The sequence below is a fragment of the Streptomyces sp. WM4235 genome (genome assembly GCF_001279725.1).
Taxonomy (GTDB): domain Bacteria; phylum Actinomycetota; class Actinomycetes; order Streptomycetales; family Streptomycetaceae; genus Streptomyces.
Genome location: NZ_LGDE01000125.1, coordinates 35,630 through 52,796 on the forward strand (window position 1 = coordinate 35,630; position 17,167 = coordinate 52,796).

The 17,167-nt window shown below is 72.3% G+C and carries 21 protein-coding genes; 8 read left to right on the plus strand and 13 right to left on the minus strand.

Annotation, left to right across the window (positions count from 1 at the left end):
- Window positions 1-68: 68 nt before the first annotated feature.
- Entirely contained in the window at window positions 69-251 is a 183-nt protein-coding gene (locus ADK55_RS12480; RefSeq protein ID WP_371591313.1) for a hypothetical protein, read from the minus strand.
- A 121-nt stretch (window positions 252-372) separates the two neighbouring features.
- On the opposite strand from ADK55_RS12480, the gene ADK55_RS12485 reads away from it, so the two are divergent.
- Window positions 373-1,596 carry an MFS transporter gene (locus tag ADK55_RS12485; RefSeq protein WP_053678041.1) on the plus strand — a complete coding sequence of 408 codons (1,224 nt, stop codon included), beginning with the start codon at window positions 373-375 and terminating at the stop codon, window positions 1,594-1,596.
- A gap of 49 nt (window positions 1,597-1,645) precedes the next feature.
- Here ADK55_RS12485 and ADK55_RS12490 read toward each other — a convergent pair whose 3' ends face one another.
- A complete protein-coding gene (locus tag ADK55_RS12490) occupies window positions 1,646-2,407 on the minus strand; it encodes a YqjF family protein (RefSeq protein ID WP_053678043.1) in 762 nt (253 codons plus the stop codon).
- A gap of 38 nt (window positions 2,408-2,445) precedes the next feature.
- Window positions 2,446-3,414 (minus strand): hypothetical protein, encoded by a 969-nt coding sequence (locus ADK55_RS12495; protein ID WP_053678045.1) that lies wholly within the window; start codon window positions 3,412-3,414, stop codon window positions 2,446-2,448.
- 216 nt (window positions 3,415-3,630) lie between these two features.
- Between ADK55_RS12495 and ADK55_RS12500 the strand changes: the two genes are divergently transcribed.
- The 5 genes from ADK55_RS12500 (at window position 3,631) to ADK55_RS12520 (ending at window position 7,660) form a co-directional block, all read left to right on the plus strand.
- Window positions 3,631-4,398, plus strand: a complete 768-nt coding sequence (locus ADK55_RS12500) for a polysaccharide deacetylase family protein (protein WP_053678046.1) — start codon at window positions 3,631-3,633, stop codon at window positions 4,396-4,398.
- Window positions 4,399-4,470: 72 nt separating this feature from the next.
- Window positions 4,471-4,983: an SRPBCC family protein gene (locus tag ADK55_RS12505; protein ID WP_053678048.1), complete on the plus strand. Its 513-nt coding sequence runs from the start codon at window positions 4,471-4,473 to the stop codon at window positions 4,981-4,983.
- 232 nt (window positions 4,984-5,215) lie between these two features.
- Window positions 5,216-6,535 (plus strand): aldehyde dehydrogenase family protein, encoded by a 1,320-nt coding sequence (locus ADK55_RS12510; protein WP_053678050.1) that lies wholly within the window; start codon window positions 5,216-5,218, stop codon window positions 6,533-6,535.
- A 154-nt stretch (window positions 6,536-6,689) separates the two neighbouring features.
- Window positions 6,690-6,995 (plus strand): hypothetical protein, encoded by a 306-nt coding sequence (locus ADK55_RS12515; RefSeq protein WP_159041367.1) that lies wholly within the window; start codon window positions 6,690-6,692, stop codon window positions 6,993-6,995.
- Between the two features lie 197 nt (window positions 6,996-7,192).
- Window positions 7,193-7,660 carry a hypothetical protein gene (locus ADK55_RS12520; protein ID WP_053678054.1) on the plus strand — a complete coding sequence of 156 codons (468 nt, stop codon included), beginning with the start codon at window positions 7,193-7,195 and terminating at the stop codon, window positions 7,658-7,660.
- A 38-nt stretch (window positions 7,661-7,698) separates the two neighbouring features.
- Here the strand turns inward: ADK55_RS12520 and ADK55_RS12525 are convergent, their stop codons facing one another.
- The 8 genes from ADK55_RS12525 to ADK55_RS35535 all read right to left on the minus strand — a co-directional run bounded on the left by ADK55_RS12525 (window position 7,699) and on the right by ADK55_RS35535 (window position 13,332).
- Window positions 7,699-9,024, minus strand: coding sequence for an AI-2E family transporter (locus ADK55_RS12525; RefSeq protein WP_078998841.1), 1,326 nt, complete (start codon window positions 9,022-9,024; stop codon window positions 7,699-7,701).
- A gap of 319 nt (window positions 9,025-9,343) precedes the next feature.
- The gene (locus ADK55_RS38515; protein WP_159041368.1) at window positions 9,344-9,934 is read right to left on the minus strand and encodes a hypothetical protein; all 591 of its coding nucleotides are present in this window, start codon (window positions 9,932-9,934) and stop codon (window positions 9,344-9,346) included.
- Between the two features lies 1 nt (window position 9,935).
- Complete coding sequence (locus ADK55_RS12535; protein ID WP_053678056.1) at window positions 9,936-10,484, minus strand: hypothetical protein; 549 nt, start codon at window positions 10,482-10,484, stop codon at window positions 9,936-9,938.
- Window positions 10,485-10,672: 188 nt separating this feature from the next.
- The gene (locus ADK55_RS12540; RefSeq protein WP_053678137.1) at window positions 10,673-11,083 is read right to left on the minus strand and encodes an ATP-binding protein; all 411 of its coding nucleotides are present in this window, start codon (window positions 11,081-11,083) and stop codon (window positions 10,673-10,675) included.
- Between the two features lie 142 nt (window positions 11,084-11,225).
- The gene (locus tag ADK55_RS12545; protein ID WP_159041369.1) at window positions 11,226-11,615 is read right to left on the minus strand and encodes an SsgA family sporulation/cell division regulator; all 390 of its coding nucleotides are present in this window, start codon (window positions 11,613-11,615) and stop codon (window positions 11,226-11,228) included.
- Window positions 11,616-11,717: 102 nt separating this feature from the next.
- On the minus strand, window positions 11,718-12,257 hold the full coding sequence (locus ADK55_RS12550) for a DUF6328 family protein (protein ID WP_053678059.1): 540 nt from the start codon (window positions 12,255-12,257) through the stop codon (window positions 11,718-11,720).
- A 346-nt stretch (window positions 12,258-12,603) separates the two neighbouring features.
- Entirely contained in the window at window positions 12,604-12,759 is a 156-nt protein-coding gene (locus ADK55_RS39175) for a DUF6131 family protein (protein ID WP_199826501.1), read from the minus strand.
- A gap of 75 nt (window positions 12,760-12,834) precedes the next feature.
- On the minus strand, window positions 12,835-13,332 hold the full coding sequence (locus tag ADK55_RS35535) for a hypothetical protein (protein WP_063839516.1): 498 nt from the start codon (window positions 13,330-13,332) through the stop codon (window positions 12,835-12,837).
- 187 nt (window positions 13,333-13,519) lie between these two features.
- Between ADK55_RS35535 and ADK55_RS40950 the strand changes: the two genes are divergently transcribed.
- Complete coding sequence (locus ADK55_RS40950) at window positions 13,520-13,891, plus strand: transposase (protein ID WP_159041370.1); 372 nt, start codon at window positions 13,520-13,522, stop codon at window positions 13,889-13,891.
- Window positions 13,892-14,113: 222 nt separating this feature from the next.
- Here the strand turns inward: ADK55_RS40950 and ADK55_RS12565 are convergent, their stop codons facing one another.
- Together ADK55_RS12565 and ADK55_RS37615 are read right to left on the minus strand one after the other, a co-directional pair.
- The gene (locus ADK55_RS12565) at window positions 14,114-15,232 is read right to left on the minus strand and encodes a hypothetical protein (protein WP_053678063.1); all 1,119 of its coding nucleotides are present in this window, start codon (window positions 15,230-15,232) and stop codon (window positions 14,114-14,116) included.
- A gap of 132 nt (window positions 15,233-15,364) precedes the next feature.
- Complete coding sequence (locus tag ADK55_RS37615) at window positions 15,365-15,652, minus strand: hypothetical protein (RefSeq protein ID WP_053678065.1); 288 nt, start codon at window positions 15,650-15,652, stop codon at window positions 15,365-15,367.
- 773 nt (window positions 15,653-16,425) lie between these two features.
- On the opposite strand from ADK55_RS37615, the gene ADK55_RS12575 reads away from it, so the two are divergent.
- The gene (locus tag ADK55_RS12575) at window positions 16,426-17,109 is read left to right on the plus strand and encodes an HAD family acid phosphatase (protein WP_053678067.1); all 684 of its coding nucleotides are present in this window, start codon (window positions 16,426-16,428) and stop codon (window positions 17,107-17,109) included.
- Window positions 17,110-17,167 lie beyond the last annotated feature (58 nt).

The following is a 17,167-nucleotide window of genomic DNA, read 5'->3' on the forward strand; positions in this document are numbered from 1 at the left end:
TCGCACCGCGGTCGATTTCCCGCTTCCGTGCCGGGCGTCCGCGCGAAGTGCCCGCCCCGCCCGGGGAGTCAGCCCGTCAAGGCGCCCGCGTCATGATCCTGGGCCACCACGAGGAAGGCGTCCTGGTCCAGGTCCATCACGACGCGCACCGCCTCGCCGCAGGCGCGGCGCCGCGCCGCGGATTCCTCGGCGGGCCAGCTTCCGCGCGGACCACCGGCGGGGAAGAACTCGAGAACCCTCGCACCTGTCACCCTCAACACCTCCGCCATGCGGCTCCGAAAGGCTGTGTTCCACCGCTTGCCCCCGCCGCCCGCCGACATGCGCCGACGGGGCCTTCCGGGCTTTCGGGCCCCGCGCTCTACTGTGTGCTCCATGGCAGCGAAGATCAGCCGGGGCCGTGGGCACGACCGGCGACGGCTCGGATACCTGAGCGCGGCGGCGGTGTTCGCGATCGGCATGGCCGGCACGACGCTTCCCACTCCCCTGTACGGGCTGTACAGGGAGGAACTCGGGTTCTCCGAGCTGATGGTGACGCTCGTCTTCGCCGCCTACGCCATCGGGGTCATCGTCACGCTGCTGGTCGCCGGCAACTATTCCGACGAGGCGGGCCGCCGGCCCGTACTGCTGTACGCGTTGGGGCTGTCGGCGCTGAGCGCGGGCTGCTTCCTGCTGGAGGGCGGTCTGCCCCTGCTGTTCGCGGGCCGCGTGCTGTCCGGGTTCTCGGCCGGGCTGCTCAGCGGCGTGGGTACGGTCACCGTCCTGGAACTGGCGCCCCCCGAGCGCAAGAGGCGCGCCGGACTGGCCGCGACCGCGGCCAACATGGGCGGCCTGGGCTGCGGTCCGCTGCTGGCCGGGATGTTGGCCGAGTACGCGCCGCTGCCGCTGATCCTGCCGTTCCTGGCCCACCTCGTCCTCCTGTGCTTCGCGTGCGCCATCGTGCTGCTGCTGCCCGAGACGGTCGAGCACCCTCGACGCCTACCCCCGCTGAAGCCGCAGGGGCTGTCCGTTCCACCGGACATCCGCGGTGTCTTCGTGCCGTGCGCGCTCGCGGCGTTCGCCGGGTTCGCGCTGCTCGGACTGTTCACCTCGATCGCGCCGAGTTTCGTGTCCGAGACCCTGGGCGTGACCAACCACGCCACGGCCGGCCTGGTGGTCTTCACCGTGTTCCTCGGCTCGACGATCGGTCAGGTCCTGGTGGGGCGCATGCCCGTACGGCGGGCGCTGCCGCTGGGCTGCCTCGTCCTGGTGGTCGGTCTCCTGCTGGTCGGTGCCTCGCTGTGGACCGAGTCGATGCCGCTGCTCGTGGCGGGAGCGGTGTGCGGGGGGCTGGGGCAGGGGATGGCCTTCCGCGCGGGGCTCACGGCCGTGAGCGACGCGGCGCCGCCCGCGCACCGGGGCGGCACGATCTCCTCGTTCTTCGTGGTGGCGTACACGGGCATCTCGCTCCCGGTGGTGGGCGTGGGCGCGTTGACGCTGTGGCTCGGACTGGTGGGTGCCGGGTTGACGTTCACCGTGTGCGCGACGGTGCTGGCCGCCGCGACGGGCCTGTACCTCCTGCGGCATCCGCCGACGGCGCCCTCCCCTTCCGCCTCCTGAACCCCGGCGCGGGGCGGTCACGACGCGGGTCGGATGCCGCGCCGGTCGGTCACCGGGGAGGGGGCGGGGCCGCCGCGAAGCGGCTGGGGCGCCCGAAACGGACCGCCACCCCGGGCGAGTACAGGACGCTGACCGGGTCCCCGGTCGGGGTGGGCAGACCGGCCGCGGCGATCAGGTCCTCCCGGCATTCGAGCAGTTCCGCTCGGTGCAGGGGCCAGCGGGGGTGGGTGTTCGGCAGGTGCAGCGGACCACCGGGGAAGTCGTTGTGCAGACACCAGCGGGCCGTGAGGAAGTCTTCCAACACCGTGGGCTCGTCGATGGGATCCCCGACGCGGACGGCGATCCGCGAGTGTGCGCCCCGAGGGCCGGGCCATCTGCGCACACCCGTGTACGTGACGACGTCACCGGTGCGGTCGAGGGACATCCGCGACCACTGGTAGGGCAGCCGGAACACGGTCCGGGCGACCGCCACCGACACCAGGCGCGAGGCGTCCAGGGAGCGGAAGACGACCCCGCGTCGGCCCTGGGCGTCCACCGAGTACAGCCGCACGTTCGTCTCGGGGAAGGATCCGAGGTACGGGACGCCCGGCAGCCCCAGCCAGCCGACGCGATCCATCCGGAAGGCGATGAGACCGACGTACGTGACGCCGTCGAGGGTGTCGGGGACGGTCCCGGGCGGCAGCAGTGGAGCCACGTCCGCCGGGTCGACCGGCCAGTGCAGGAAGGCGAGGTCGAGCCAGGACTGGGTCAGCAGGGCACGGGGCGGGGAGAAGGGCGGGTCGCTGCGGATCGGTTCACGGGAGAACGGCACGGGCCCAGTGTCCCAGCCCGTCGCCGGGCCGGGAGCGGTCAGTGTTCGGGGTCCGGCGGGCGGAACGACGACAGCATGGCGATGAAGGACGCGGACCCGGTGATCACCCCGGGGCGTCCGCTGCCGGCCGGGGCGGGCTCCACACCCACGGCCTCGATGCCGCCTTCGTGGATCCACAGCACCTTCGGGGTCAGCCGCTGTTCGGGCGGAGCCTTCTCCCAGTTGTCGAGGGTGACGGTGGAGTAGCCGACGAGCTGGGAGTGCAGGTCGGGTCCGTCCACGGCCTGGAAGTACAGGAATCCCTCGTGCGGCACCATCGCGAGGATGCCCAGGGGGGCGGGACGGCCCAGGAGGTCGGCGGCCCGCAGCAGGTGGGTACAGGTGAAGCCGGTCTCGCAGGTCACGGAGACCATGGGGTTGGCCGATCCGCTGTCATCCCGTACGACGGGTTCGGCGGCGAGGTTCCGTTCGGCGAGCGCCCACACCTCGTCCCCGTCGACGTTCCACGTGCGGAACTGCGACGCCGGCACGGGGGACGAGCGGTCGCCGTCCACGCGAACCACCAGGACCACGCCCAGGTCCTCGGTCAGGGGTCTGACCAGGGCGAAGTCCTCGGCGACGGTGCGCAGGGGCACGACCCGCGGCAGCAGCAGCGGGCCGACCTCCTCGTAGCCCGCCTGGTGCAGGGCCCTGCGGCGGTCGCCGAGCTCCAGCAGCCCGTTGAGGTGCCCAACGGCGGCTTCGCGCCACTGCGCCCGGGGCAGCGGCCGGACCAGGAGGGCCAGCTCCGCCAGGTCCAGCGGGATCCCGCTGCCGATGCCGAGCTGCAGGTGCTGCTCGGCACCGAACCGCATCGGCTGGTCCGAGCCCTCGCCGTCGAGGAAGAGGTTGTTCAGGAGGGCCAGGAATTCCTGCCATTCGGCGGGCCCCAAGGGACACCACGGCGGGACGGGCAGCCCCGTGTCGGCGGGGACCGCGGCCTTCTTCGCTCTGCGGAACAAGGGCATGCGCGACAGGTTAAGGCCGTGCGAATCCCGTTGTGAGCGCGTAAACAAGGCTGATGGACGGCGAGTTCAGGCCGGCGAGGGCCGGGCGGGCGCGGCGGCGGGCGGGCACCGGGAATGGCCGAAGGAATGAGGCCGGACGCCGCTCGGGGTTCCTAGCCTGGGACGGTGCCCCTGGTCCCCCGGGGCACCGTCCCGTCACCAGTGAAGAGCGGTTTCATGAGAATCAGCAGTTTGTCGGCCACCCGCCGCACGGCCGTCTTCGCCCTCACGGCGACGGCGCTCACCCTCGCCTCGCTGTGCTGTCCCGCGGTGGCCTCCGCGACCACACGGCCCACGACACCCGAGGCCCGGACGGCGCCCGCCGCGGCGACGGTGCCGCTCTCCATCGCCCGTGCGGCGGACGGCGGCGCACGGGACGTCGCGATCACGATCGACGACGGACCCGACCCCGTCTGGACGCCGAAGGTCCTGGACGTGCTGAAGGGGTACGGGGTCAAGGCCACGTTCTGCATGATCGGAACGAACGCCGGGAAGTACCCCGATCTCGTCAGGCGGGTGGTGGCGGACGGACACCGGTTGTGCGACCACTCCGTCAGCCATGACATGACGATGGACAAGAAGCCCGTCGCCTACCAGGAGCGGCAGATCCTCGACGCCAAGAACACGATCGAGAAGGCGGCCCCGGGAGCGACCGTCGACTACTACCGCGCACCGGGCGGCGCCTTCACCCCGGACAGCCGGCGGATCGCGGCGCGGCACGGGATGCGGCCCCTGGGGTGGAGCGTGGACCCCGAGGACTGGAGCCGCCCCGGCACATCCGCGATCGTGGCCGCGGTGGAGAGCGGGCTGCCCGCGGACCCGACCGTGCTGTTCCACGACGGGGGCGGCGACCGGGGCGAGACGGTGGAGGCCCTGCGCACGCTCCTGCCGTGGTTCGTGGAGCACGGGTACGCGTTCACCTTCCCGGTCCGCACCGCCGGCTGAGACTCCGGTGCGGGGTCACTCGCCCAGCCCGGCTACCAGGCGGTAACGTCGGCCTCCGGGGATTGGAGTTCCATGACCCGCCTGCTCAGCGTTTCCGACAGCGTCATCGTCGAGGCCAGCCCGTCAACGGTGTACCGGCACGTGTGCGACCCCTCGCTCATGGGCCGCTGGAGCCCCGAGAACCTGGGTGCGACCCTCACCCGCGAGCCGGGTCCCGTTCCGGTCGGGACGGTCTTCGACGGGCACAACAAGCGTGGCGCCTTCCGCTGGACCACGCGCTGCACCGTGACGGCGGCGGACCAGGACGAGCTGTTCCGCTTCCGGGTCCACTCCATCGGACTGAAGCGGCCGCGCCTGCGCGGGCCCATCGCCACCTGGGAGTACCGGTTCGAGGCGGTCCCCGAGGGGACGAGGGTGACGGAGACGTGGACCGACGACCGCCGCTCGTGGCCGGATCTCGTCGCGAACACCTTCGACAAGATCGCGACGGGCGGGCACACCTTCGCCGATTTCCAGCGTCGGAACATCCGCGTCACCCTGCGCAACCTCAAGGCCGCCCTGGAATCCGACGCCCGCACGCCGTGAGGGAGGACGGAGCGGCGGCCTCGACGCACCTCGCGCCCGAGACCGCACCCGACGCCCCCGGGGAGTCCGCGTTTGGAGCGGAATAATCCGGCCACACTAGTTGCTATATACATCGATCGAGGCGATGCGCCGCCCCTCCGCAGGCGGGGCGCGCCCGCCCGACGATCGCCGCAGATCCTCACGTCCGGCGACGGCAACGCCCGGCCTGGCCTTTCCCCTCAGGAGTCACCGCATGTCGAACCACCTCCCGGAGCAGCCCGCAGACACCGTCGAGCGCCTCCGCGCCGGCTTCGCCTCCGGTCGCACGAAGTCGCTCTCCTGGCGTACGACGCAGCTCCGGGCGGTACGCGCCCTGCTGAAGGAACGCGGGGACGAGCTGGCCGGCGCGCTCCACGCGGACCTCGGGAAGGGGCGCGAGGAGGCCTACCGCACCGAGATCGATTTCGTCGTGCGGGAGATCGACCACACGCTGGACCATCTCGCGCAGTGGCTCCGCCCCCAGCCGGTGGCGGTGCCCGAGCGGCTGAACCCGGCCACCGCCCACACCGTGCTGGACCCGCTGGGCGTGGTCCTGGTCATCGCCCCGTGGAACTACCCGTTGCAACTGCTGCTGGCCCCGGTCATCGGCGCGCTCGCGGCGGGCAACTGCGTCGTCGCCAAGCCCAGCGAGCTGGCCCCGGCCACGTCGAGGGCCGTGGCCGAGCTGCTGCCGCTGTACGTGGACACCGACGCGGTCGCCGTGGTGGAAGGCGGCGTCCCCGAGACGACGGAGCTGTTGGCCCAGCGCTTCGACCACATCTTCTACACCGGCAACGGGACGGTCGGCCGGATCGTGATGCGTGCCGCGGCCGAGCACCTCACACCGGTGACACTCGAACTCGGTGGCAAGTCACCCGCGTTCGTCGATCGTGGCACGGACCTGGCCGTCGTGGCCGCCCGGCTGGCGTCGACCAAGTTCATGAACGCGGGGCAGACGTGCGTCGCCCCCGACTACGTGCTCACCGACCCCGAGACGGCCCGGGAGCTGGAGAAGGCCCTCGCCGACGCCGTGCACTCGCTGTACGGGGACGACCCGGCCGCCTCCCCCGCGTACGGCCGGATCGTCAACGACCGTCACTTCGACCGCCTCACGGGCCTGCTGGCCTCGGGCCGTACGGTGGTCGGCGGTGACCACGACCGGGCGGCCCGCTACATCGCCCCCACGGTCCTGGCAGACGTGTCCCCGGACTCCCCCGTGATGGGCGAGGAGATCTTCGGTCCGATCCTGCCGGTGGTCGAGGTGGCCGGGCTGGACGAGGCCATCGCGTTCATCGGTGGCAGGGACAAGCCGTTGGCCCTGTACGCCTTCACCGAGTCGGAGACCACGCGGGAACGCCTCACCCACGAGACCTCCTCGGGTGGTCTCGCCTTCGGCCTCCCCGTGGCCCATCTGACCGTCTCCGACCTCCCGTTCGGCGGGGTCGGCGAGAGCGGCATGGGCAACTACCACGGTCACTGGTCGCTGGCCACGTTCAGCCACCTCAAGGCGGTCCTGGACAAGCCGCTGAGCTGACCCCACCGACGGTGCGGGGAGGGAACCGGCCACGGCGCCGGCTCCCTCCCCGCACGCGTGCCACGACACCTCACTCCCCCCACCACACCGCCCGCCCGGGGTGAGGTCGTGACGCCCCGGCTCCCTCACGACGCTCCGTGTACCTTGGGCCTCCATGGACACGACTGCGGAAGAGCCGAGGAACGACGTCAAGCCTCCTGCGGAGAAGCCGGGTTGGGACCTGGCGGTGCCGCTCGGCGGCGGCTTCCTCGCGTCGGTGCGGCTCGGGGGCACGGACGGCTGGTGGACGGCTCTGTGGCTGCCCCTGCTCGCCCTCGCGCTGCTCGCCTTGTCCCTTGAGTGGACGCTGCTGGTCAAGGCCCGCTTCCGGATGCGCGCCGGGCAGTGGTTCTCCCTGGTGGGTGCGAACGTCAGCGTGCTCCTCGGGCTGGCCGTGCTGCTGGGGCCGGCCCGCTCCTGACCGGCGGTTGCCCACGAGCTGACACGAGGCGCCCCCGGAGGCGCCATCAGGGGCGTTCACCGCGACACCCGCACACGGGGCCGCCCGTTCACGGGCTTCGGGATCCATCATGGCGTTGCCGAACCGCCATCGATGGATCGTCCGCCGTCCCGCCCACGCACCCGCGGCGGCCGGCCCGAGCTGCAATGGAGAGCCGAATGAACCGTGTGTGGATGCGCGCCCTCTCGCTGGTCGTTCTCGCGGGTCTCGCCGCCGGTGCGACGGGGTGTTCCGACGGAAGCACCCCGTCGGACGTCGCCTCGAAGGCGGCGTCCGCCGTGCAGTCGGTCGGGGCGGGCCTGGACTCCGCGGCCGCCGAGGCCAAGAAGAAGCTCGACAGTGTGAAGGACGGGGTCAGCGCGAAGAACGACGTGACCCTCGGCACCGTCGCCCAGGACGGCGACGGGCGCACCACCGTGCCCGTGACGGTGTCCAACACGGCCGAGGACAAGAAGTCCTTCGCCGTCCAGGTCAACTTCCGCGACAGCGGCGGCAACCTGCTCGACACCGTCGTGGTGACCCTCGCGGACGTGGCGGCCGGCGCGACCGGCAAGGGCACGGCCCGTAGCACCCGGAACCTCTCCGGCGAGGTGAAGGCCGAGACCGGGACCGCCCTGCGCTACTGAGACGCGCGCGTCGGTCCCGGCCCGGCCCGGCGGACGGCTCAGGCGGGGCCGTCGGCGGCGGCGGTCGGCCCCGGGTCGGCCGCGGACTGGGGGCCGGCCTCCGGCCCCGGCTGCGCCCCGGTCCGCGTACCGTCCTCGGCCGGGGGCTCGTCGCCCTCGTCCCCCGCGTAGGCGCGCAGGTGACCGATCACCGTGTTGGCGACGGCGACCAGCGGTACGGCGACGACGGCGCCGCCGATCCCCGCGACCAGTCCGCCGGTCGCGACGGCCAGGACCACGGCCAGGGGATGGACCCGAACGGCCCGTCCAAGGATGAAGGGCTGGAGGATGTGCCCTTCGATCTGCTGGACCGCGAGCACCACCAGCAGGGCCATGAGTGCGGTGAACACGCCCTGGGTGACGAGTGCGACGACCACCGCGAGGGCCCCGGACACCACCGCGCCGACCAGCGGCACGAACGACGCCAGGAAGATCACCACTCCGATGGGCACGGCGAGCGGGACACCCAGGAGGTAGATGCCGATGCCGATGAAGAGCGCGTCGATCAGGGCGACGATCATCGTCCCGCGCACGTACGCGGTGAGCGTGCGCCAGGCCCGCGGTCCGGCGCCGGCCACGCCCGGCCGGGCCACGGCCGGGACCAGCTTGAGCGTCCACTGCCAGATGCGCTTGCCGTCGTACAGCAGGAAGAGCGTGGAGAACATCGCCAGCAGCATGCCGGTGAGGATCTCCACGAGCACGGTCACGCCCTGGAGGCCCTTGGAGGTGATCTCGCTGGTGCTGGTGCCGATCGCGTCGCTCAGGTTGTTCGCGACGTCGTTGATCTGTTGCTCGGTCACATGGAACGGGCTGTCGAGGAGCCACTGTTTCAGTTCCTCGATGCCTTCCTGGAGGCGCCCCGAAAGGGTGTCGAGATTGTCGAGCACCTGCCAGACCACGAACCAGCCGACCAGGCCCAGCACGAGGAACCCGCAGATCGCGGTCACGGCGGTGGCCAGTCCCTGGGACAGACCGCTGCGGTGCAGGCGGGCGACCGTCGGCTGGAGCAGCGCGGTGACGAGGAGGGCCACGACGAAGGCGAGGACGACGAGTCGGACGGAGCCGATGACCCGCATCAGCACCCACAGCGTGGCCGCGAGCACCAGGAACCGCCAGCCCGCCTCGGCCGCCACCCGAACGCTCCAGGGCACCGCCGCGGCCGGGTCGGGCGTACGGGGGCGGGCCCGTCGGGCCTCTGCCGCCCGCTCCTCCTCCGCGCTCTCCCCGTACTCCGCGTCGCGGCGCGCCTGGGCCTGCGCGCGGCGCTCGCCGAACGCGGTCGCGCCTTCTTTCACGCGGTCGAGCCATCTGTGGATTCCGGGCATTCGGAACCTCCCTCCGTGTCGTTGCCCTTCTGCCCTCGATCCGCTCCGCCAGCCGGGTGCGGCCCGGTCGGTTCGGAAGTCGGTTCAGGAGTCGGTGTTCACACGGCGCGGGGCCCGGCGTCGTGTGTCCGACGCCGGGCCCCGGGTGGTTCGGTCGCGCGGTCCACGACGGTTTCCTCCGCTGTCCGGTGAGGGGCGACTCGCCCCGGGAGGTCCAGCGTGGTTCATCCGGCCCGCTCCGGCATCCGCTCGTGTCGCGGCGACCGGCGGACGCGCGGCGGTCAGGGCCCCGGTGCGGGGGCCTGACCCGGTGCGCGCCTCAGGTGTTGAGGAGGCGGTTGAAGAAAGAGCGGTAGCGCTGCAGTGCGAGGCGCAGGTCCTCGGTGGCCACCTGTTCGCCGCGGTCCCACTGGCCCTCCAGGTCCTGCTTGTGCGCGGAGAACGTCCGGGCGAGTTCCTGCATCACCTCGGCCACCAGGGTGTCGGCGGATCGCACCGCCTCCTGCGGGTCGTCCACGAAGCGCCCCTGGATCTCGCTCCACTGCTTGCGCAGGCCGTCCGCGTCGGCTCCCCCGAGCAGCGGCTCGTCCGATTCGCCGGCGCCGACCTCGTCGGTGCGCACCTCGGTTCGCGCCGGCTCGTCCCGCAGGACGTCCCGGCCGAACGCCGTCGGGTCGTCCGCCGAGACCTCACGCGGGTCGTCCCGTACGCCGTCCAGGGGGTCGGCCGGCAGGCCGTCCCGGCCGAACCCGCGCGGGTCGTCGCGTATGACGTCGCCCTCGGTCCCGGCTGTGGTGTCGGCGCCACCGGGATACACCGAGGAGCCGCGCTCGGTACCCGGGTGGGCGAGGTTCTCCGTGGTCAGGCGGCCCTCGACGGGTCGGCCGGTCGTGTCTTCGTTCTCGCGCATGTCATCGGCTCCCTTGGTTCGTGTTCGTCAGCAGGTCGTCGAACAGGGCGCGGTAGTGCACCATCGCCCCGCGGAGTTCCTCGGTCGTCGTCTCGCCCTCGCCACTGCGCACGTTGACCTCGTGGGCCGCCCGGTAGTGCTCGAGGGTGCGTCCGTGTTCGACGGACAGGTCACGCAGTTGTCCGTCGAACCCGTCCGCCGGGTAGCCGCGCTCCCGCATCAGCCGGGACACGAGCTCGTCGGCCCGGGCGACCGACCCTTCCGGGCGGTCCACGAAGGCTTCCTGTACGCCCCGCCACTCCTCGGCGTACTCCGTCCGGCGTTCGGCCGGCAGGTCCTTGATCTCGAACGTGTCGTGGCGCTGCTGCCGCGCCCGCAGCTCGCGGTCGGCCGCCATTCGGCTGCCGGCGGCCTCGGCCGTCCGGTCGTATTCGGGGCCGAACTGCCGCTGGAGGTTCCTGCGGCGCGTGAACAACCACAGCCCCGCGGCGAGGGTGACGAGCACCAGCGCGGCGGGAATGATGATCGCGATGAGTGTGCTTGTGTTCATGCTGGCCTCCAGGCCGCGGCCTCGTCTCTTCGGTTGCTGAGGCGGCTGCCCGCAACCCCCGGGCACAAACCCGCCGGGGTGGAGTCGAGATGAGTGGGTGTCGGTGGGTGGGGTGGCAGGGGCCACCGGTTCGCGCGCCGTCCTCGGGAGTGGCGTGTCCACCCCTCGGCGGGTCGCGTGACGCTCTTTCAGTTCATGTGCGGGTGCGGCGGACCGGCGGGGTGGAAACAGGCGGTGATCGCCTTGCCGCCGTGGCAGGCGTGCACGTCCCAGGTGTCGGCGAGCGTCGCCACGATGCCCAGGCCGCGCCCGGAGGTCGCTCCGTCGCCGGCCTCGCGCGGCTCGGGCAGGCGGGGGTCGTCGTCGGCCACGCTGACGTGCAGGCAGCTGCCGTCCCAGGTCAGCACCAGATGTGCGGCGCCATCGGTGTGCAGGTGCGCGTTGGTGACCAACTCGGACACGGTGAGCAGGACGGAGTGCACGGTGTCCGGTGCTTCCCGTGCCCACGGAAGGGTGTCGAGGTGTTCGTCCGTCCAGCGGCGTGCCGCACGGACTCCTTGGGCGATGGGGAACGAGCGTGCCCATCCGACCGCTTTCATGACCACTGGCTCCGCCTCCCGCCTGTTTCCGGACCGCACGGGCTCGTGTGCCCGTCACTCGTGTGGCCGGCTCTCGTGTGGCTGTCACCCGCGTACCCGTCGCGGTGTCGGGCATGCACCGGGCCGGCCGGCGCCGGGCATCTCATTCGGCGGCGAACACCTCGGCGAGGAAGCCGTCCACGTCCTGGTTCTCCTCACCCGCGGCCACCATGGCGTAGGTCTGTTCCAGGAACCGCGACACCGCGCCGGCGTCCGCGAGCAGCACCGCTCGCCCCTGACCCGACGAGGGGTCGCCCCGCAGCTCGAAGCGGACGGCGGCATCCGCGCCGTCGCGCTGCGGTCGCAGGGTGACGTCTCCCTCCCCCACGGGCCGGCGCAGCCCGTCGGCCAGCATCTGGCGGTCCAGGTACCACTGGGCCAGGAAGGTCTCGCCGTACACGAACCGTGCCCGGACCGCGTGCGGGTCGCTGCCTTCGTAGGTCATCCGGGCCTCGACGACGAGCGGGAGTCCCGCCTCCTCTTCCAGACGCATCGAAATCGTGTCCGACACACAGGTCTTCACATGGGCCTCCGGAACGCGGGCGGTGGATTCATCCGCCTGCCCTCGGAACGCCCCCTCATGCCTGGCCGGTTCTCAGTCCTCGGAGGTGTAGCGGAAGCGGGCCCACAGGGGCAGGAGGAACCAGCAGACGAGGAACCAGAGGAACACGCCGGCCACGATCCAGGGCGCGAGCATGTTGTGGGTGGCGACCCGCAGGACGAGCAGCAGGGCGGTCACGAGGGTGGCCAGCAACAGGACGAGTCCCACGAAGGTGAGCCGGGAGGCCCAGGCCACGGCCTGTGGCTTGATGCGGCGGCCCGAGACGATGCGGTGGAAGGCGACCGGGGCGATCAGGGCACCGGTGGCGAGCGATCCCAGGACGACGGTGATGATGTAGATCGTCTTGTCGGTCGACGGGAGCCCGTGGAAGAGCGGGGTGAAGACCACGGTCAGGAGGAAGCCGAAGAGGATCTGCACTCCGGTCTGAGCCACGCGTATCTCTTGTACGAGCTCCTGCCATTGGCGGTCGGCGCGTTCCTCCGGGCTCTCACCTCTACCGTCGTGCGCATGTCCCTGGCCGGCCACGGGGGTCTTGCCCCCGTCGTCGGACGCGGCCTGTGCGTGGTCCGCCATGATGATGTCCCTTCTGGCGGCCTTCCGGCCGCGCGGGCGTGGGTCCGCGGGGCGCGGTGGGGAGCCGACCTCCCGAAATCATCGAACGCATGCCCGGGCGAACGCGTCTCACACCCGGTCGGATCCCGCGTGCGGCGCCCGCCCGCGGGCGCGGCGCCCGCCCGCGGGGGCCGCCGGAACGGCCGCACAGGCGGGTGGGGGTGGACACCGTGATCGGTGTCCACCCCTCGTCTCCGTGTGTGGGCTCTCATCCGCGCGTGGAACGAACGACCGGCCCGGTGCGTGTGGTTGCCACGTACCGGGCCGGTGTGGGACGGCCGTGAAGGACACCGCCTACCGGCGCCGCCTAGTAGTAATGCTTGCGTCCGCCCAGCGCGTGCCCCATGGCGCCCAGAATCCACAGGATCAGGCCTACGACGATGAGGATGATCCCGATGGTGTACAGGATGCTGATGTGGGCCACGATCGCGACGATGAGCAGGATTACTCCGAGGATGATCACGGTGCCCTCCGATTTTCGCGTAATGATTCTTCACTGTGGACCCGGCGGCCACACGGCTCCGGGGTGGGGGACGGATCAGTGTCCGAACAGGTGCCGCCTTCGAGGGACTCCTCCCGCGGGGCGGGACTCGTCGGTGGGCGGGGCTTGGTTGGTGGAGGCTGGGGTGGGGGCCGGATCGGCCGGGGACCGGGTGGGCGCGACCCCGGTCGCGGGGTCCCGGGCCGGTACGGCCCCGGTGTCCGCGGCCGCTTCCTCGCGGGCACTGATCAGCTGATCGCGTTCCGCTTTGGCGGCCGCCTCTTGTCGACGTGATTCGCCGAGTTCGGCACGCGCGGTCCGCCCCTGCCTGAAGGCACGGCGGGCACCCGCCAGCAAAAGGAGGAGACCGAACAGCACGACCGCGCCGACCACGATGCCGTACAGGAACAGCGTCCCGGTCGAACCGGTGACGTGGTAGCCGAAGACGTCGAATCCCTGTCCGATCCCGTGGCCGACCCCGGCGTTGCCGAGGACACCGGCGACCGCGACGACGACCGCGGCGATCAGAACGACCAGCCCGAGGATGATCAGCATGGTGACTCCCGGCGGATTCGTGCGCCGGAGGGGCGCACGGGGCAGCCTTCAACCCGGCTCCTGCCCGCTAATCCGCTTTCCATACCGAATGGTGTTCATTGCCCGGAAACCCCCCTGAAATGCGGCGAGCGGGAACCGGTGGCTCTCCGGGCGTGCCGGTGGGGTGCGGCCAGTCGTTGATGCTCCCGTGGAGCGCCGATTTCAGTTGAGTGACGAGGCCTGGACCGCGATCGAGACGCGGCTCGGCAGGCCCGCGGCCCGTGTGGAGCGCACGGCCGTCGAGGCCATCGTGTGGAAATTGTCGACGGGTGCCGCCTGGCGGGATCTACCCGCTCGGTACGGGCCCTGGCACAGCATGGCCGAGCGGTACCGGATCTGGGTCGGTGACGGCACCTGGGGCCGCGTCGAGGCGGCGCTGGTGTCCTCCCCCGCCGATCTGGTGGGCGAGGACGACTGGAGCACCCGGTGGCTCCCCCGGCAGGCCGACGCCGCACCCACGGACGAGGCCTCGGGCCTCGCCGCCCGGACGGGGCCGGCCGGGGAGGCCGCGGCGCCGTGACCGGCCGGGGGCGGACACCACCTTCGCCCCGGCGACTTCCCGTCCACGCCGGTGACCGGCTCGCCGATCGGTCGTTGAACCCGACGCTCGGCGAAATGAACCCCACGAGGTCCCGGAGCCCCCGCATCCGGGACCTCGTGGTGTCTCGGGCACCGGGCGCGGCCGCCCTCGCCGACGGCGGTGGGAGGGACCTGCGACCGGGTACCCGCCTCGGGTCCAATGTCAGCTCAAGCCCCAGATCCGCATGACGTGGTCCGCCGGGGAGACGGTGTACCAGGTGCCGTCGCCGAGGGCGCGAACCGTTCCGGTGACGGGGTACGGATGGAGGAGCGGATCGACCGCCCCCTCCCGGGCCAGGTCGACGATCCAGTGCCGGCCCGCACCGGACTCCTCGTCGCTCTCGACCGTCGCGGCGATGACGGTGTCCTCGTCGAGGAAGCCGGCCTCGTAGTCCCAGAAGACCTCGACGTCCTGGTCGTCCGGGTCCGCTTCCGGATGTCGGGGGATCACCGTGTCGGCGTGCAGTTCCGCTTCCGGTCCGGGTTCCGCGGATCCGTCCACGAGCCGGTGCACGGCGAGTGCCTCCTGTCCGTGCGCGACGGTCAGCAGGCGCGTGCCGGACGGGCTCACCGCCGACAGCACGAGGTCCTCGTCGGCGAAGGACTCGATGGAGAGCGTCGCACCGTCCCATCGCCCCCATCGCAGGGGGGCGCCGTCCTGCCCCTCACCGATCGACAGGCCCATCCGCCCCGGGTCGGCGGGCGGGACGTGGATCGACCCGGCCGCCGCCGACCCCGTGGCGGCGCGGGCGAGAACCCTTCCGTCCGCCGCGTCGAGAACCAGCCATTCCTCCATCCCCGCGGCCCTCTCCTGTCCGTCCTGCTCCAACGGTCCCCGTACGTGGGCCCACACGAGGGCCCCGTCCGCCGAGAAGGCGGCCGAACCGCTGCTCGCGTACCGGTGATCACGGTCGTGCGCGTACTCCTCGTACGAGTCGTGGGACGCGCACCCCGCCCAGCAGCGGTGCCGTACCTCCCAGCGCACCGCTCCCGTCCGGTCCACGGCGGTCAGGGCGTGCGCCCCGGAGAACACGGCCACATCCGCCGACGGCGCCACCGCGTACTGCCCGATCCCGCGCGGCCAGGGCGCCGGGATGCGGACGGGCCGCGCGGGCCGGCGGTCTCCGACGGGAGCCTCCAGCTCCTGAACGAGCAGCTCGGCGTCGCCCCGTTGGACCAGAAGCCGGCTCGACGGGGACCAGGACTCCACGTGGGGAGCATCCGCCTCGGCCGGGGACAACACGGGGGCGATGGTGGTCAGGAGGCGCGCGAGAGAGGGCACAGGTTCTCCGAAACGAGGTGGTCGGCTGACGGGCACCCTACGACGGAGCACCGACACCGGTGCCGCCGGCCACCGGCCGTACGCCGGCCCGGTCGCGGGCGAGCACCCTCCTCGAACGGAACACCGGGCGGGTCACACGGGTAGGCCGGCCGCCCGCCGGCGCTCGATCATCTCCCCGACCGACACCGTCGGGGTGTGCCCGGCCAGCGCGCCCGCGACCCGCGGGCCCTGGTCGGCGTCGGCGGCGAGCATCGCCCGGCCCCACCAACGCAGCAGTACGCCCTTCGCCTCGTCGGGCGCGGCGACCAGGAGTTCGGCGTGGAACTCCCGCCGGCACTCCCCCGACAGCGCCGCCGCGATGCCCTCGGCGTGCCTCGGGATCCGACGCGGTCCGTGCGGGTGGACCGGCTGCGCGCTCATGGGACGCTCCCTCGATCGACTGCTGTCCCGAGTCTGCCCCCTGGCGGGCCGTGAGGTCGAGCGTTCGGGCGCAAAGCGGGTACGCGCACTCGTTCGTGTCGAGAGCGGTCGGCACCGGCCCCGGCATCGGCATCCGGGTCCCGGGCCTCCGGGGATCGGGCACGCGAACAGCCGGACACGGTGGGCCGGTTCGCCACGGCCGGCGGCGTCGTCCTCCGGTGCCACAGGGCGTGGGGCACGGGGCGCGGGGCACTGCCGTGACGCGCAAGGGGGCGCGAGCACGCTGTCGGGCCGCGCCGCGCAGATCGACGCGAAGGGGTCGTCGCGAGGGCCGGGCGGCCGCCGCGTCCGCTCTCTCGGTCGGTCACCCACGGACGGGAAGCCGGCCCGGCCTCGTCCATCATTCGGAGCCGCCGCGGAAGGGGTTTGGCCCGCGGAGGGGGTTTGGCCCGCCGAAGGGCGGGGCGAGTCGGTCGGGGCGCGGAGACGCCGTTCGCCCGCGCACGCGCCCTCGCCGCCCCGGCCGGAAACCGCTCCGGCACTGTCGCCGCAGCACTTCCCCGCGCACCCTCGCCGCCCGGCCGGGAACCACGCCGCGCGTCCGGCGCCCCTGCGGCCCGCGCGCCGCGCGCACCCGCTCCGTCCGGCCCGGTCCTCGCGACCAGGCATTCATCCGTCGGCCACCAAATGTTTCTTACCGGCCAGTAGACATACCGACGACGCTCCCCAAGCATGGGCGCGTACATGCCAACGTGTGACGAGGAGCGTCCCCCATGCGCAGCACCCGCCCCCGCACCACCCGCACCGCCACCGCCGCCGCGGTGGCCGCCGCGGCCACCGTCCTCACCCTGTTTCCGGCCACCGTCGCGGACGCGGCCGAACGATCCGCGCCCGCGTCCGTGCCCGCGGTCTCGGCCCCCGCCGCTTCCGCGCCCGGCGGCAACGCCGCCATCCTCGGCATCGACTACGCCACCTGGCAGCGTGACGTCGCCGACGTCATCGACGCGGCCCGCCCCGCCATCGAGCAGCGCATCGCCGCCTCGCCCGCCGGGGAGAAGCCCGCGCTCGTCCTGGACATCGACAACAGCTCGCTGGAGACCGACTTCCACTGGTTCTGGACCTTCCCCACCCCCGCGATCGGCAAGGTCCGTGAGCTCACCCGGTACGCCAGTGAGCGTGGGGTCGCCGTCTTCTTCGTGACCGCGCGCCCGGGGATCGTGTACTCCCTCACCGAACGCAACCTGAAGGCCGTCGGCTACCCGGTCTCGGGCCTGTACGTCCGGGACCTGCCCGACCTGTTCCACGAGGTGAGCGCGTACAAGACGGGCAAGCGCGCCGAGATCGAGGCCCGCGGCTACACGATCATCGCCAACATCGGGAACAACACGAGCGACCTCGTCGGCGGCCATGCCGAACGCACCGTCAAGCTGCCCGACTACGGCGGCAAGCTGTCCTGACGCCGGCGGGGGCGCGGGAGGCGTGGCCACCATCGGCCGAAACCGCGGTGAGCGCTAC